We start from the raw sequence: 15,028 nt of genomic DNA, 5'->3' as shown, positions 1-15,028 counted from the left end.
CCTGAGAACTGATTTTTTGTGGGAGCGAGCTTGCTCGCGATAGCGATAGATCAGGCAACATCGTATCGTCTGGCCAACCCCTTCGCGAGCAAGCTCGCTCCCACAAGTCCCAAGCTGTCTCTTACAACGGCATCGTGTAGTGCAGTGCGTAGCTTTCCACACCGTCGTTGGTCGACTTGATGCCAGCGTTGGAGTAATGAGTGGCGCGGATGCCCACTTCATGTCCACCCTTGAAGCGCAGGCCGAAACCGACGCGATCTTCGAACTGGAACGCCGTGCCCAGCTTGTTGGTTTCAACTTCGGTATTTTCAAACAACGCAACGCCCACGCCTGCTTCGACGTACGGCTTCACGTTCTGGCCGGAAAATTCGTAAACAAAGACTGGCGAGAACGACACGCTATGGTTGCTGGAGGTCTTATCCCCCTCCCAATACGTGTAGGCACCGCTCCAGTAACCGGTCAGGCGCCCCACGTCACTCTGCAACCAACTTTTATCCCAATCGAATTGCATGCCCAGGCGATAAGTCATGGTCGAGTCGCCAGTCTGGCCAACCCCGAACTCGACGCCCGCAGCCTGCGCGGTGTAAGTGTGCCCCAGCAATGCAGCCGCAAATGCGGCGTAGCAGAATAAGCGCTTCATAAGAAACATCCTTTTCCGACAGCCTAGTTAGTTTTTTTCCTACAACGGACAGAGCTATAGAAATCGGTGCCAAAACAGAAGTTCAGCTCGATTTACACAATTTTCACGTTTTTTTTACAGTTCGAAGTTTCGCACAATGTCAGACGAATCCCATAGAGCCGGTAGGATTTTTCTTAAATGTAGCGGATCCGCACTGCTCCAGAATTGCGCTTCACTGGCGGGCCCGTGGGCCAGTAGATTCCGTTCGGCCAACAGGCGCTGAAGTTGCCGAGCCACAGCGGCGCCCGTGTCGATCAGGCTGATGTGTTCGGGAACCATGTGCTTGAGCAACGGCTTGAGGAATGGATAGTGCGTGCAGCCGAGGATCAACGTGTCGCAACCGGCCGCCAGCAAGGGAGTCACGTAGCCTTGCAACAATTGACGCAAGGCCGGGCTGTTCAGGTCGCCGCCCTCTATCAATTCCACCAGCCCTGGGCAAGGCTGCGTGATGACCCGCACATCCGTGGCGAAACGATCGAGCAACGCAGCGAACTTGGCGCTCTGCAAGGTGCCAGTGGTCGCCAGCACACCCACGATGCCGCTTCGGGTGGCAGCGGCGGCAGGCTTGACCGCTGGTTCCATGCCAACGATGGGCCAGTCGGGGTAGTCGCGACGCAGGTCGGCCACGCCGGCCACCGTCGCGGTGTTGCAAGCGACCACTAGCGCCTTGGCGCCTTCGCGCCGAAGAAAGCCAGCAATGATCGCGCATCGCTCGCGGATGTACTCCGGACTCTTTTCGCCGTACGGGATATGTCCACAGTCGGCGATGTATAACAGCGTCTCATTGGGCAGCAACCGACGGATTTCACCCAGCACCGACAGCCCGCCGACCCCAGAATCGAACACACCGACCGGCGCTTCACTCATGTCGGCCTGCCACAGACGCTGCAACCCGGATCACGCTTGACCCGCAATTCGCGAAAACGCGTGCCCAAGGCATCGATCAACAGCAAGCGCCCCACCAGCGGCTCGCCGAAACCCACCAGCAGCTTCAATGCTTCGAGCGCCTGGAGACTGCCCACCAACCCCACGAGCGGGCCAAGCACGCCGGCCTCGCTGCAGGTCAATTCGGCTTCGCTGCCGTGACCGTAGAGACAGTGGTAACACGGACTTTCGGCGCGACGCGGATCGAACACCGACAGTTGCCCTTCCAGACGAATCGCCGCGCCGCTGACCAAGGGCTTGCCCGCCGCCACACAAGCCGCGTTCACCGCTTCGCGTGTGGAAAAGTTGTCGGAGCAATCCAGCACCACGTCCACCGCCGCCACGGCCTCTGCCAGGCTGTCTTCGTCCATCGCGACCGGGTGAGGCACCAGCCGGACCTCGGGGTTGATGGCGGTCAGGCGCCGCACCGCCGATTCGACTTTGCTCAGGCCCACGCTGTCGGTGTCGTGGATGATCTGCCGCTGGAGGTTGGTCAGGTCAACCGTGTCGAAGTCCGCCAGGTGCATCTCGCCAACGCCAGCGGCGGCGAGGTACAACGCCACCGGAGCGCCGAGGCCGCCCAGTCCGATGATCAATACGCGGCCCTGCTTGAGGCGCAACTGCCCGTCGATGTCGACATGCTGCAGCAGAATCTGTCGGCTGTAGCGCAGCAATTCCTGATCGTTCAGCACGGCAGGCGTCCCAGACTGATGCGTTCGTGGCTGCCCAGGTCCTTGCGACTGTGGACGTCGGCAAACCCTCGGCCACTCAACAGGTCGCGCACCGCTTCAGCCTGGTCGTAACCGTGTTCCAGCATCAACCAGCCGCCCGCTTCGAGATGATTGGGTGCCTCGTCGACGATTGCGCGCAAGTCATCAAGCCCATCCGGCCCGGCGACCAGGGCACTGGACGGTTCGAAACGCACGTCGCCCTCGGCCAGGTGCGGATCGCTGGCGGCTATATAGGGCGGATTGCTGATGATCAGTCCGAAACGTTCGCCCTCCAACGCGCTGAACCAGTGACTGCTCAACACCGTTACGTTACGCAGGTCCAGGCGCTGGCGATTGCGCTCGGCCAGGGCCACCGCTTCGAGCACCCGATCCACCGCCGTGACGTTCCAGGCCGGGCGCTCACTGGCCAACGCCAGGGCAATCGCGCCGCTGCCGGTGCCCAGGTCCAGAACCCTGGCCGGCGTGGCCGGCAACAAGGCCAACGCGGTCTCCACCAGCAGCTCGGTATCGGGACGCGGAATCAGCGTATGGGGCGCCACTTCCAAGTCGAGTTTCCAGAAGCCTTGTTGCCCGAGGATGTAGGCCACCGGCTCGCCGGAGCGACGGCGACGCAGGTATTCGGAGAACAGCAGCGCCGCCTCGCTGGGCACGATTCGCTCGGGCCAGGTGTGCAGGAAGCTGCGGGACTTGCCCAGCGCAGCGGCCAGCAGCAACTCGGCGTCCAGCCGTGGCGTCGGAGAATCCGGCAGCTCGGCGGCGCGTAACAGACTGGCGATGATGGTCATTTATTCACCTGTGCTTATTCGCCAATCGCGGCCAGCTGGTCGGCCTGGTATTCGGCCAGCAAGGGCTCGATCACCGCGTCGACGCCACCGGCCAGGATTTCATCCAGGGAATACAGGGTCAGGTTGACGCGGTGGTCGGTGACCCGGCCCTGGGCAAAGTTGTAGGTACGGATCCGCTCGGAACGATCACCCGAGCCCACCAGCAATTTGCGTTCGCTGGCGATGGCGTTGGCGGCGGCGCTGGTCTGCTGGTCGTTGAGCTTGGCCGACAACCAGGCCATCGCCCGCGCGCGGTTCTTGTGCTGGGAGCGTTCTTCCTGGCACTCGACCACGATGCCCGAAGGCAAATGCGTGATGCGGATCGCCGAATCGGTCTTGTTGACGTGCTGGCCGCCCGCCCCCGAAGAACGGTAGGTGTCGACCCGCAGGTCCGCCGGGTTGATCTCGATGGCTTCCTGTTCGTCCGGCTCAGGCAACACCGCCACGGTGCAAGCTGAAGTGTGGATGCGTCCCTGGGATTCGGTGGCCGGCACACGTTGTACGCGGTGGGCGCCGGATTCGAACTTCAACTTGCCATAGACGTTGTCACCCTCGACCCGGGCGATGACTTCTTTATAGCCGCCGTGTTCGCCTTCGTTTTCCGAGAGGATTTCCACCCGCCAGCCGCGACGCTCGGCGTAGCGCGAATACATGCGGAACAGGTCGCCGGAAAAGATCGCCGCCTCGTCGCCACCGGTGCCGGCGCGGATTTCGAGGAACACGTTACGTCCGTCGTTCGGATCCTTGGGCAATAGCATGCGTTGCAGGCTGCTTTCCAACTCGACCAATTGTTCCTTGGCCTCGCGCACCTCTTCCACCGCCATTTCGCGCATGTCAGGGTCGCTGTCCTTGAGCAGCGCCTGGGCGCCTTCGAGGTCGCCTTGCACCTTGAGCAACTGTTTATAGGTCGCGACAATCGGCTCGACTTCCGCGTACTCCTTGGAGTAGGTCCGGAACTTGTTCTGGTCGGAAATGACTTCGCCGTCGCCCAGCAAGGCGGTCAGTTCCTCGAAACGGTCCTGGAGAATGTCCAGCTTATTGAGCAGTGACGCTTTCATTGCGATTTTTTATCCGAAAAGCTATCCGGTGAAGCCTCACCGAGGGCGAAAAGTTCCTGGGCCATGGCCAGCGCATCGAGGCGGCCTTCGGCGGTCAGCTTCTTGAGCTGGACGCTGGGCGCGTGGAGCAATTTATTGGTCAGGCCGCGAGCCAACTGCACCAGCACCTCTTCGGCACTGCCACCGTTGGCGAGCAGGCGCTGGGCCTTTTGCAATTCTTCGTCGCGCAGCCGTTCGCTTTGCTGACGATACGCCTTGAGCACGTCCACCGCCGCCAGCTCGCGCAGGCGCACCATGAAATCCTCGGCGCCGACGGTGATCATCTCTTCCGCCGCCTGGGCCGCGCCTTGCCGGCTCTTCAGGTTCTCGGCGACCACTTCGTGCAGGTCATCGACACTGTAGAGATAAACGTCGTCGAGTTCGCCCACTTCCGGCTCGATGTCCCGGGGAACGGCGATGTCGACCATGAAGATTGGCTTGTGCTTGCGCAGCTTCAGGGCACTTTCCACCGCGCCTTTGCCGAGGATTGGCAACTGGCTGGCGGTGGAACTGATGACGATGTCGCTGTGCACCAACTCAGCGGGAATGTCCGAGAGCAACACCGCGTGGGCGCCGAACTGTTCGGCCAGGGTACTGGCGCGCTCCAGCGTGCGGTTGGCGACCACGATGCGTTTCACGCCCAGGTCATGCAGGTGGCGGGCAACCAGGGTGATGGTCTCGCCAGCACCAATCAGCAACGCCTGGCTGCGCTGCAGATCGCTGAAAATCTGCTTCGCCAGGCTGACCGCGGCAAACGCCACGGACACCGGGTTCTCGCCAATGGCCGTGTCGGTGCGCACCTGCTTGGCGGCATTGAACGTGGCCTGGAACAGCCGCCCCAGCAGCGGGCCGACGGTGCCGGCCTCGCGCGCCACGGCGTAAGCCGATTTCATCTGGCCGAGAATCTGCGGTTCGCCCAACACCAGCGAGTCGAGCCCCGAGGCGACGCGCATCATGTGACGAACGGCCGCATCATCTTCGTGCACATAAGCGCTGGCGCGCAGCTCTTCAAGGCTCAAATCATGGTATTCGGCCAGCCAGCGCAGCACTGAATCGGCCGAAACGTGATCCTGTTCTATATAAAGCTCGCTGCGATTGCAGGTGGACAGGATCGCAGCTTCGCGGCTGTCGGTGAGTCGGCAGAGCTGCTGCAGGGCCTCAACCAGCTGCTCAGGCGTGAAGGCCACGCGCTCGCGGACGTCTACTGAAGCAGTCTTGTGGTTGATACCAAGTGCAAGGAAGGCCATTCAAGGTCGCTGATGGTGACGTGAAGCCGGCAATTGTCCTACTTCGCCAGATTCAGAACAACCACCCCCGACTATTGTCACAATTACCTGTGCCTATAAAGCATCCGCCGAGACTCGGTTATGTTTGACCGATGGCTTGTGTCATGATGATCCGACCGCAGGTTAGTCGTCCTCTTCCTATATGAATAGATCCTTTGCGTTGCTCCTCGCTTTTGCCTTCCTCGGCGGCTGCCAGTCCATGGCCCCCGTTTCGACGGACGGTACGCCACCGGTCGAAGACAGTTCCCCGACCCCCGAAAAGCCCAAGGTCTACGGCTCGTTCAGCGAGGAGACCATCTTCAGCCTGCTGAGCGCCGAGCTGGCGGGCCAGCGCAATCGCTTCGATATTGCGTTGGACAACTACGTCACCCAGGCCATCAATACCCAGGACCCGGGGATTTCCGAGCGCGCGTTTCGCATCGCCGAATACCTGGGCGCTGACCAGCCCGCCTTGGATACCGCGCTGATCTGGGCGAAGAACGCCCCGGACGATCTCGAAGCGCAACGCGCCGCCGCCATACAACTGGCACGTGCCGGACGTTATGACGACGCCATGACATATATGGAAAAAGTCCTGCAGGGCAAAGGCGACACCCATTTCGACTTCCTTGCGCTGTCCGCGGCCGATACCGACCAGGAAACCCGCGCCGGCCTGATGAAGAGCTTCGATCGCCTGCTGCAACGTCATCCGAACAATGGACAACTGATTTTCGGCAAGGCGCTGCTGCTGCAACAGGACGGCGATTCCCAGGGTGCCCTTACCCTGCTGGAAGACAACCCGCCAGAGGCCGGCGAAGTGGCGCCCATCCTGTTGCGTGCACGGCTGTTGCAAAGCATGAATCGCGGTGACGAAGCCCTGCCGCTGATGGAAAAAAGCATCAAGAAATACCCGGACGACAAACGCCTGCGCCTCACCTATGCGCGCATGCTGGTCGAGAACAACCGCATGGACGACGCCAAGGTCGAATTTTCCAGCCTGGTGCAGCAATACCCTGAGGATGATGACCTGCGTTACTCCCTGGCGCTGGTCTGCCTGGAAGCCAAGGCCTGGGAAGAGGCCAAGGGCTACCTGGAAGACCTGATCGCACGGGAAAGCCACGTTGATTCGGCCCACCTGAACCTTGGTCGCATCGCCGAGGAGCGCAACGACCCCGAGAGCGCTCTGATCGAATACGCACAGGTCGGCCCGGGCAATGATTATCTGCCGGCGCAGTTGCGCCAGGCCGACATCCTGATCGGCAATGGCAGGACGGCCGAGGCCCAGAGTCGCCTGGCCATCCAGCGTGACACCCAGCCGGACTACGGCATCCAGCTCTTCCTGATCGAGGCCGAAACCTTGTCGGCCAACAACCAGGGCGACAAGGCCTGGGGCGTGTTGCAACAAGCCTTGAAGCAATACCCGGACGATCTGAACCTGCTGTATACCCGCGCCATGCTGGCGGAAAAACGCAATGACCTGGCCCAGATGGAGAAAGACCTGCGCCTGATCATCCAGCGCGACCCGGACAACGCCATGGCCCTCAACGCCCTTGGCTACACCCTGTCGGATCGCACCACCCGCTACGATGAAGCCAAGGTGCTGATCGAGCAGGCCCACCAGATCAACCCGGAAGACCCGGCGGTACTCGACAGTCTCGGCTGGGTGAACTTCCGCCTGGGCAATCTCGACGAAGCCGAACGCCTGTTGCGCCAGGCCCTGGAGCGCTTCCCGGACCAGGAAGTCGCCGCTCACCTGGGCGAAGTGCTGTGGGCCAACGGCAAACAACGCGAAGCCCGGCAGATCTGGGACAAGTTCCTCAAGGAACAGCCCGACAGCCCCATCCTGCGCAGCACCATCAAACGCCTGACCGGATCAGAGACTCTTTAAGATTATGTTTTTGCGCCATTTCATTGTTTTCAGTTTCATCGCCCTGCTCGCCGGTTGCGCGGGCTTCGGCGCCCGCGAGTCCGTCCAGGGCCAGGGCAACCAGGCCCAGTGGCGCGAGCACAAGCAACAGTTGAGTAGCCTCGATGGCTGGCAGATCGACGGCAAGATCGGTATTCGCGCGCCAAAGGACTCGGGCAGCGGCACCTTGTTCTGGCTGCAGCGCCAGGATTACTACGACATTCGCCTCTCCGGGCCGCTGGGCCGTGGCGCCGCCCGCCTGACCGGCCGGCCGGGCCAGGTTTCGCTGGAAGTCGCCAACCAGGGGCGCTACGAGGCACCCACCCCTGAAGCGCTGCTGGAAGAGCAATTGGGCTGGAAACTGCCCGTGTCGCACCTGACCTGGTGGGTTCGCGGCCTCCCTGCACCGGACAGCGAGAGTCGCCTGACCCTCGACGCGGACAGTCGCCTGTCCAACCTGGAGCAGGACGACTGGCAGATTGAATACCTCAGCTATGCCCAGCAGAACGGCTATTGGTTGCCCGAGCGCATCAAGCTGCACGGCAGCAATCTCGACGTCACGCTGGTCATCAAGCAATGGCAGCCGCGCAAGCTGGGGCAATGACATGAGCGCAACACGCCTGACGCTGCCCTCCCCGGCCAAGCTCAACCTGATGCTGCACATCCTCGGCCGGCGACCCGACGGCTATCATGAGCTGCAGACAATCTTTCAGTTTCTGGACTACGGCGACGAGATCACTTTCGCGGTGCGCGACGATGGCGTGATCCGCTTGCACACCGAATTCGATGGCGTTCCCCACGACAGCAATCTGATCGTCAAGGCCGCGAAAAAACTCCAGGAACAATCCGGCTGTTCGCTGGGCATCGATATCTGGATCGAAAAAATCCTGCCCATGGGCGGCGGTATCGGTGGTGGCAGCTCGAATGCGGCGACCACTTTGCTGGGCTTGAATCATTTGTGGCAACTGGGCTGGGACATGGATCGCCTGGCGGCCCTGGGCCTGACGCTGGGCGCCGACGTACCGGTTTTCGTGCGGGGCCACGCGGCTTTTGCCGAGGGCGTGGGGGAAAAACTCACGCCGGTGGAACCCGAAGAACCCTGGTACTTGGTGCTTGTGCCGCAAGTATCTGTAAGTACAGCAGAAATTTTTTCAGATCCACTGTTGACACGTAACTCTCCTCCCATTAAAGTGCGCCCCGTTCCCAAGGGAAACAGTCGAAATGACTGCTTACCGGTGGTAGCAAGGCGTTATCCAGATGTTCGTAACGCATTGAATTTGTTAGGTAATTTTACCGAAGCAAAACTCACCGGAACTGGAAGTTGTGTGTTTGGGGGCTTCCCAAGCAAAGCTGAAGCTGATAAAGTCTCGGCCCTTCTGATAGAGACCCTTACAGGGTTTGTAGCGAAAGGAAGCAACGTTTCGATGTTGCATCGCAAGCTGCAAAGTCTGCTCTAAAAGGAATCGAGTGCTGGGCACTCGCAGCAACAGATACAGGGGCGTCGCCAAGCGGTAAGGCAGCAGGTTTTGATCCTGCCATGCGTTGGTTCGAATCCAGCCGCCCCTGCCATTTTCCTATACTCATCCAGGTATACCCTCAGCCTTCAGGTACTGCGCGTGTCCAAGATGATGGTCTTTACGGGGAACGCTAACCCCGATCTGGCTCGGCGTGTCGTACGTCAGCTGCATATCCCTCTCGGTGACATTTCTGTCGGTAAGTTCTCCGACGGCGAAATCACTGCCGAGATCAATGAAAACGTTCGCGGTAAAGACGTCTTCATTATTCAGCCGACTTGCGCTCCGACCAACGATAACCTGATGGAACTCGTCGTGATGGCTGATGCCTTCCGCCGCTCCTCGGCTACTCGTATCACTGCTGTTATTCCTTACTTTGGTTATGCCCGTCAGGATCGCCGTCCGCGTTCCGCACGTGTGGCTATCAGCGCGAAAGTCGTCGCCGATATGCTGACCGTAGTCGGCATCGATCGTGTACTCACGGTCGATCTGCATGCTGACCAGATCCAGGGCTTCTTCGATATTCCCGTGGATAACATCTACGGCTCCCCTGTCCTGGTGGATGACATTGAAGATCAGCGCTTCGAAAACCTCATGATCGTGTCCCCGGACATTGGCGGCGTCGTGCGTGCACGGGCCGTTGCCAAATCCCTGGGCGTTGATCTGGGTATCATCGACAAACGCCGTGAGAAAGCCAATCACTCCGAAGTGATGCATATCATTGGTGATGTCGAAGGGCGTACCTGCATTCTGGTCGATGACATGGTCGATACCGCCGGCACCCTGTGCCACGCGGCCAAGGCCCTGAAAGAGCATGGCGCTGCCAAGGTCTTTGCCTACTGCACACACCCTGTGCTGTCGGGTCGAGCGATCGAAAACATTGAAAATTCCGTGCTGGATGAGCTGGTGGTGACCAACACCATCCCGCTGTCCGCTGCAGCACAAGCCTGTGCGCGTATCCGTCAACTGGATATCGCACCGGTAGTTGCCGAGGCGGTTCGCCGCATCAGCAATGAAGAATCGATCAGTGCGATGTTCCGCTAAGGGCCCTGCCCTTTCCAGAAGATCTCGTTGACGAAAAGCGCCCCGCCCCAACACTCATGTTGTGGCGGGGCTTTTTTGCCCATACCGCTTTGGCGTCGGTCGCAGACGTCATTCGGAAATGGCTATTTTGGAGATACAACATGAACGATTTTACTCTGAATGCTGAAGTGCGTTCCGACCTGGGGAAAGGTGCGAGCCGCCGCCTGCGTCGTCTCGCAAGCCTGGTTCCAGCTGTAGTCTACGGTGGCGACAAAGCCCCTGAGTCCATCAGCATGCTGGCCAAAGAAGTTGCCAAACTGCTCGAAAACGAAGCGGCCTACAGCCACATCATCGAGCTGAACGTTGGCGGCACCAAGCAAAACGTCGTGATCAAAGCCCTGCAGCGTCACCCGGCCAAAGGCCACGTGATGCACGCTGACTTCGTCCGCGTTGTTGCCGGTCAGAAGCTGACTGCTGTTGTTCCAGTGCACTTCATCAACGAAGCTGCTCCGGTCAAGAAAGGCGGCGAGATCTCGCACGTGACTTCGGAAATCGAAGTGTCCTGCCTGCCGAAAGACCTGCCTGAATTCATCGAAGTCGACCTGGCTAACGCCGAAGTCGGCACGATCATTCACCTGTCCGACCTCAAGGCTCCTAAAGGCGTTGAGTTTGTTGCCCTGGCTCACGGTGATGACAAGGCTGTTGCCAACGTCCACGCTCCACGTGTTGCTCCAGAAGCTACTGAAGAAGGCGCTGCAGAGTAATTTCACTCTGTCGCCGGAGTGACCGGAAACATCGCGGACTGGAACGTAGCGAGACAACGGGCAAGAACGCGAAGTTTACTTAACGGTAGATCCGCAATTTTCGTTCGTTGTCGCCACCCTGTCTGACCGCGACATGTTATCCACCACTCCAGGAAGGGCCCCTATCGTGACTGCCATCAAACTGATCGTTGGCCTGGGAAATCCAGGCGCCGAATACGAACAGACCCGGCATAACGCAGGGGCCCTTTTTGTTGAGCGCATCGCGCACGCCCAAGGCGTCAGCCTGGCCGCCGATCGCAAATATTTCGGCCTGACCGGGCGCTTTTCGCACCAGGGTCAGGATGTTCGCCTGTTGATTCCCACCACCTACATGAACCGAAGCGGCCAGGCCGTGGCGGCATTGGCCGGTTTCTTTCGCATCAAGCCGGAAGAAATCCTGGTGGCCCACGACGAACTCGACCTGCCTCCGGGCGTCGCCAAGCTCAAGCAGGGCGGCGGCCATGGCGGTCACAACGGGTTGCGCGACATCATTGCGCAACTGGGTAATCAGAATACCTTTCACCGCCTGCGGCTTGGCATCGGCCACCCGGGCGTTGCCAGTATGGTTTCAAACTTTGTCCTGGGTCGTGCGCCTCGCGCCGAACAGGAAAAACTCGATGCCAGCATCGACTTCGCCCTCGGCGTGCTGCCGGATATCCTCGCCGGTGAATGGAACCGCGCGATGAAAAACCTGCACAGCCAGAAGGCCTGACACTTATCCGAGGGGAAACACCATGGGATTCAATTGCGGCATCGTCGGCCTGCCTAACGTCGGCAAGTCCACCCTGTTCAACGCCCTGACCAAATCCGGGATCGCGGCCGAGAACTTCCCCTTCTGCACCATCGAGCCGAACAGCGGCATCGTGCCGATGCCCGATCCACGCCTGGAAGCGTTGGCAGCGATCGTCAATCCCAAGCGTATCCTGCCGACCACCATGGAATTCGTCGACATCGCTGGCCTGGTGGCCGGCGCGTCGAAAGGTGAAGGCCTGGGCAACAAGTTCCTGGCCAACATCCGCGAGACCGATGCCATCGCCCACGTGGTGCGCTGCTTCGAAGATGAGAACGTGATCCACGTCTCCAACAGTGTCGACCCGAAACGCGACATCGAGATCATCGACCTGGAACTGATCTTCGCCGACCTCGACAGCTGTGAGAAGCAACTGCAGAAAGTCGCCCGCAACGCCAAGGGTGGCGACAAGGACGCCGTCGTCCAGAAAGGCCTGTTGGAACAGCTGATCGCGCACTTCACCGAAGGCAAGCCTGCGCGCAGCCTGATGAAGAACATGAGCACCGACGAGAAACAGGTGATCAAGGGCTTCCACCTGCTGACCACCAAGCCGGTCATGTACATCGCCAACGTCGCTGAAGACGGTTTCGAAAACAACCCGCACCTGGACGTGGTCAAGGCCATTGCCGAAGAAGAAGGCGCCGTGGTCGTTCCGGTCTGCAACAAGATCGAAGCGGAAATCGCCGAGCTGGACGACGGTGAAGAGAAAGACATGTTCCTCGAAGCCCTGGGCCTGGAAGAGCCTGGCCTGAATCGCGTGATTCGCGCCGGCTACGAAATGCTTCACCTGCAGACCTACTTCACCGCCGGTGTCGAAGAAGTCCGCGCCTGGACCGTTCGCGTGGGCGCTACCGCCCCGCAAGCCGCCGGCGTCATCCACACCGACTTCGAGAAAGGCTTCATCCGCGCCGAAGTCATCGCCTACTCGGATTTCATCCAGTACAAGGGCGAAGCGGGCGCCAAGGAAGCCGGTAAATGGCGTCTGGAAGGCAAGGAATACATCGTCAAGGATGGCGACGTGATGCACTTCCGCTTTAACGTCTGAAGTGAAAAAAACCGCGTGGCAGCGTCTGTCTGCCACGCGGTTTTTTTGTGCCCGTCAACTCAGCAGATGCCATTGATCGACATCTGGCGCCACCCCGATCAGGCCTAGTTCGGCGTCGGGAGCCGCAGCGGGAGCAAAGACCATATTGTCTTCGCCAAGGCTTTCCCGCCAATCCCCGGCAAGCGCAATCTGGAACGAATGGCCTTGCGCGTCCGCTTCCGCATCCTTCAGGTAAGTGCGGTCCAATGCCTCGTTGTAAACCAACTTCAGCGTCGTGTCCGTCCCCTCTCCAAAGCCGGTATAGCCCAGTGCCGATACGTCGATCTTGTCGTCAACCGTAAAGCCTTCGATGAGGTCGGCAAAGCTCTGGGTGTCGGTACGGTAGCTGTCTTCGGTGGAGAGATAGCGGAATACGTCGGCGTTTTCGCGATTGTCCGTCCACAACGAAATGTCGGCCCTGTCTCCACCATTGAGACGGTCGGCGCCCGCGCCACCGATAATGACATCTGCTCCGGCGCCGCCGTTGATACGGTCATTGCCGTCCAGGCCACGGATGATCTCCGACAAGGCTGAACCGGTGATCGTATCGTTGGCAGACGTACCTTCGATGGTGGGCGCGGTAAACACCAGGTTGGTGCTGTTCAACTGCCCGACCAGATTGCCGTCCAGGGTCAGTTCAAAGCGTTGCCCGGATGCGTCGGCGTCGAAGCTCTTGAGGTAGGTGCGCGTGCCGTCCGCGCTGGCCTGGATGGCCAAGGTCCCGTCATGGCCGTCACCGATCCCGGTGAAGCCCAGGCCGATCAGGTCAATGCGGTCCACAGAGGCATCGAAGTCCTGGATGCGGTCGCTGTTGTTCAACGTGGCGGTGCGGAAACTGTCGCCCAACTCGGTAAAACGGAAAATGTCTGCGCCGGCACCACCTTGCAGAACGTCGCGCCCGCCTTCGCCTTGGAGCACATCATCACCCGCCAGGCCATGGATGATTTCGGCGGCATCGGTGCCGTGCAGGATTTCCTCGCCAGCGTACCCATCCACATGAAGCTTGCCATCCTGGCTGCCGAAGCTTGTGTCCAGGCTGCCGTCGGCGTTCAGGCGGATGACATTGAAATCTCCGCTGTTCGTGCCGGCAGCCAAAATCCTGCCATCCGCTTGTACCGTCAACGCCACCGGCGTGTCGGCCTCGAAAGTCACCGAGCCATTGTTGCCAAAACTGCTGTCGAAGGATCCGTCAGCATTGAACCGCGCCACGGTAGCCAAGCTATCGCCCTCGCCATGGCCCATCACAATGATCTTTCCGTCAGCTTGCACGGTGACCACTGAGTCTTCGCCAAACCCCATGGCGGCGCTTAAATGCAGGACGCCATCGTCACCGAAACGAGTATCCAACTGACCGTCGGCGTTGAAACGCTGCAAGGCGAACGTCGGATCGCCTGCACCAGCGGCGTTGTAGGCGGCCCCGACCACAACGCTTCCGTCCGCCAGCACCGCCGTGGAAATCCCGCCGTTGAAGAATGGGTCTTCGGAAATGTCGACGGTCAGCACGCCATGGTTTCCGAAGCCGTCGAACAAGGCGCCGTCATTGCCAACCTTGGTCACGGTCGCCTGGTCAAACCCGCGTGCACTGACCTGAAAGGTGCCGTCCGTATTGGCCGTCAGGTCGATATCCTTGAAGTCATGGCCGATGTCGACCGTCATGACGCCGTTCTGGCCAAAGCCAGCATCGCGTGTCCCGTCGCTGTTGTAGCGTTCCACCTGTATGCCGGTGTTCAGCGCCACCGCGACAAGCACCTTGCCATCGGACTGTACCGCCGTCAGCTCATAGCGGGACGCTGGCGCTGTCGCGGCCGGTATCATGTCCACGCCACCGTCGTGAAAGCCGGTATCCAGAGTTCCATCCGCATTCAGGCGGATCACTGAATGGTTCTGTTCATAACCGTAGCTCTCCTCACCTGGCGCCCCGGGGTACCCCCATGCCAGGTACTCGGTATAACCACCAATCAATATCTTGCCGTCCGACTGGACGGTGATGCTCTGGGCATCATCGAGCTGGCCGGTGAGGTCGACCTGGACACTGCCCGGGCCGGTTCTCACGGTATGGGAATCCACTTTCGTGCTATCGAAGGTTGTCATGGTTTAGTCCTTTAATAAATGCCGGATTCGTCACTCTGGAAGAGCCACAACGCTCTGTACGCTGCCCCGATCATTGGCTTGGCCGGTGGTTTTAGTCGTCAGCAGGCTGGATGGCCCTTTTGCTCGGAGGGGTCAACGAGCGGCAAGTTCACTTCTGGCCGGGGGATGACGACAGATGGCCAATCCCCTTCCCTTCCCAGTTATTTCCCCAGGCAATCGGCCATATGTAGGCAATTTCCTAAGGAATAGGAACGCGCCTTTATAGGACGCTTCTGAATTTTCAGAACGGGCGGTTTG

The 15,028-nt window shown here is 60.0% G+C and carries 14 protein-coding genes and 1 tRNA gene; 8 read left to right on the top strand and 7 right to left on the bottom strand.

All coding sequences use genetic code 11. The features are described from left to right. Positions 1-121 precede the first annotated feature (121 nt). The 6 genes from FHK92_RS09715 to hemA form a co-directional block, all read right to left on the bottom strand. The gene (locus FHK92_RS09715) at positions 122-640 is read right to left on the bottom strand and encodes an acyloxyacyl hydrolase (protein WP_181287858.1); all 519 of its coding nucleotides are present in this window, start codon (positions 638-640) and stop codon (positions 122-124) included. Between the two features lie 114 nt (positions 641-754). After that, positions 755-1,546 carry a glutamate racemase gene (gene murI / locus FHK92_RS09710; RefSeq protein WP_181287857.1) on the bottom strand — a complete coding sequence of 264 codons (792 nt, stop codon included), beginning with the start codon at positions 1,544-1,546 and terminating at the stop codon, positions 755-757. Next, a complete protein-coding gene (locus tag FHK92_RS09705) occupies positions 1,543-2,295 on the bottom strand; it encodes a molybdopterin-synthase adenylyltransferase MoeB (protein ID WP_181287856.1) in 753 nt (250 codons plus the stop codon). The genes murI and FHK92_RS09705 overlap by 4 nt, the downstream gene beginning before the upstream one ends. Then, the gene (gene prmC, locus FHK92_RS09700; protein WP_181287855.1) at positions 2,289-3,119 is read right to left on the bottom strand and encodes a peptide chain release factor N(5)-glutamine methyltransferase; all 831 of its coding nucleotides are present in this window, start codon (positions 3,117-3,119) and stop codon (positions 2,289-2,291) included. The genes FHK92_RS09705 and prmC overlap by 7 nt, the downstream gene beginning before the upstream one ends. A gap of 14 nt (positions 3,120-3,133) precedes the next feature. Beyond that, positions 3,134-4,216: a peptide chain release factor 1 gene (gene prfA / locus FHK92_RS09695; protein ID WP_053125197.1), complete on the bottom strand. Its 1,083-nt coding sequence runs from the start codon at positions 4,214-4,216 to the stop codon at positions 3,134-3,136. After that, a complete protein-coding gene (gene hemA, locus FHK92_RS09690; protein WP_039592198.1) occupies positions 4,213-5,502 on the bottom strand; it encodes a glutamyl-tRNA reductase in 1,290 nt (429 codons plus the stop codon). Before hemA ends, prfA begins: the two co-directional genes overlap by 4 nt. 181 nt (positions 5,503-5,683) lie before the next feature. Between hemA and FHK92_RS09685 the strand changes: the two genes are divergently transcribed. The 8 genes from FHK92_RS09685 (at position 5,684) to ychF (ending at position 12,601) form a co-directional block, all read left to right on the top strand. Next, positions 5,684-7,408: a tetratricopeptide repeat protein gene (locus tag FHK92_RS09685; RefSeq protein WP_181287854.1), complete on the top strand. Its 1,725-nt coding sequence runs from the start codon at positions 5,684-5,686 to the stop codon at positions 7,406-7,408. Positions 7,409-7,412: 4 nt separating this feature from the next. Next, positions 7,413-8,030, top strand: coding sequence for a lipoprotein insertase outer membrane protein LolB (lolB, locus tag FHK92_RS09680; protein ID WP_181287853.1), 618 nt, complete (start codon positions 7,413-7,415; stop codon positions 8,028-8,030). 1 nt (position 8,031) lies between these two features. After that, positions 8,032-8,883: a 4-(cytidine 5'-diphospho)-2-C-methyl-D-erythritol kinase gene (ispE, locus tag FHK92_RS09675; protein WP_181287852.1), complete on the top strand. Its 852-nt coding sequence runs from the start codon at positions 8,032-8,034 to the stop codon at positions 8,881-8,883. A 37-nt stretch (positions 8,884-8,920) separates the two neighbouring features. Continuing rightward, positions 8,921-8,995, top strand: a tRNA-Gln gene (locus FHK92_RS09670). Between the two features lie 47 nt (positions 8,996-9,042). Next, positions 9,043-9,984, top strand: coding sequence for a ribose-phosphate pyrophosphokinase (locus FHK92_RS09665; protein WP_003171603.1), 942 nt, complete (start codon positions 9,043-9,045; stop codon positions 9,982-9,984). 140 nt (positions 9,985-10,124) lie between these two features. Next, a complete protein-coding gene (locus FHK92_RS09660; protein WP_181287851.1) occupies positions 10,125-10,727 on the top strand; it encodes a 50S ribosomal protein L25/general stress protein Ctc in 603 nt (200 codons plus the stop codon). A 166-nt stretch (positions 10,728-10,893) separates the two neighbouring features. After that, positions 10,894-11,478 (top strand): aminoacyl-tRNA hydrolase, encoded by a 585-nt coding sequence (gene pth / locus FHK92_RS09655; RefSeq protein ID WP_003185374.1) that lies wholly within the window; start codon positions 10,894-10,896, stop codon positions 11,476-11,478. Between the two features lie 22 nt (positions 11,479-11,500). Further along, positions 11,501-12,601 carry a redox-regulated ATPase YchF gene (gene ychF / locus FHK92_RS09650; RefSeq protein WP_072344518.1) on the top strand — a complete coding sequence of 367 codons (1,101 nt, stop codon included), beginning with the start codon at positions 11,501-11,503 and terminating at the stop codon, positions 12,599-12,601. A gap of 54 nt (positions 12,602-12,655) precedes the next feature. Here ychF and FHK92_RS09645 read toward each other — a convergent pair whose 3' ends face one another. Next, positions 12,656-14,731 carry a calcium-binding protein gene (locus FHK92_RS09645; RefSeq protein ID WP_181287850.1) on the bottom strand — a complete coding sequence of 692 codons (2,076 nt, stop codon included), beginning with the start codon at positions 14,729-14,731 and terminating at the stop codon, positions 12,656-12,658. Positions 14,732-15,028 lie beyond the last annotated feature (297 nt).

The sequence above is a fragment of the Pseudomonas brassicacearum subsp. neoaurantiaca genome, from assembly GCF_013608025.1.
Classification (GTDB): Bacteria; Pseudomonadota; Gammaproteobacteria; order Pseudomonadales; family Pseudomonadaceae; genus Aquipseudomonas.
This window is presented reverse-complemented; position numbering and strand designations above follow the sequence as displayed.

Coding starts and splice junctions, on each gene's coding strand:
- FHK92_RS09715 (WP_181287858.1), bottom strand. CDS start 640: ATGAAGCGCTTATTCTGCTACGCCGCATTTGCGGCTGCATTGCTGGGG.
- murI (WP_181287857.1), bottom strand. CDS start 1,546: ATGAGTGAAGCGCCGGTCGGTGTGTTCGATTCTGGGGTCGGCGGGCTG.
- prmC (WP_181287855.1), bottom strand. CDS start 3,119: ATGACCATCATCGCCAGTCTGTTACGCGCCGCCGAGCTGCCGGATTCT.
- prfA (WP_053125197.1), bottom strand. CDS start 4,216: ATGAAAGCGTCACTGCTCAATAAGCTGGACATTCTCCAGGACCGTTTC.
- hemA (WP_039592198.1), bottom strand. CDS start 5,502: ATGGCCTTCCTTGCACTTGGTATCAACCACAAGACTGCTTCAGTAGAC.
- FHK92_RS09685 (WP_181287854.1), top strand. CDS start 5,684: ATGAATAGATCCTTTGCGTTGCTCCTCGCTTTTGCCTTCCTCGGCGGC.
- lolB (WP_181287853.1), top strand. CDS start 7,413: ATGTTTTTGCGCCATTTCATTGTTTTCAGTTTCATCGCCCTGCTCGCC.
- ispE (WP_181287852.1), top strand. CDS start 8,032: ATGAGCGCAACACGCCTGACGCTGCCCTCCCCGGCCAAGCTCAACCTG.
- FHK92_RS09660 (WP_181287851.1), top strand. CDS start 10,125: ATGAACGATTTTACTCTGAATGCTGAAGTGCGTTCCGACCTGGGGAAA.
- ychF (WP_072344518.1), top strand. CDS start 11,501: ATGGGATTCAATTGCGGCATCGTCGGCCTGCCTAACGTCGGCAAGTCC.
- FHK92_RS09645 (WP_181287850.1), bottom strand. CDS start 14,731: ATGACAACCTTCGATAGCACGAAAGTGGATTCCCATACCGTGAGAACC.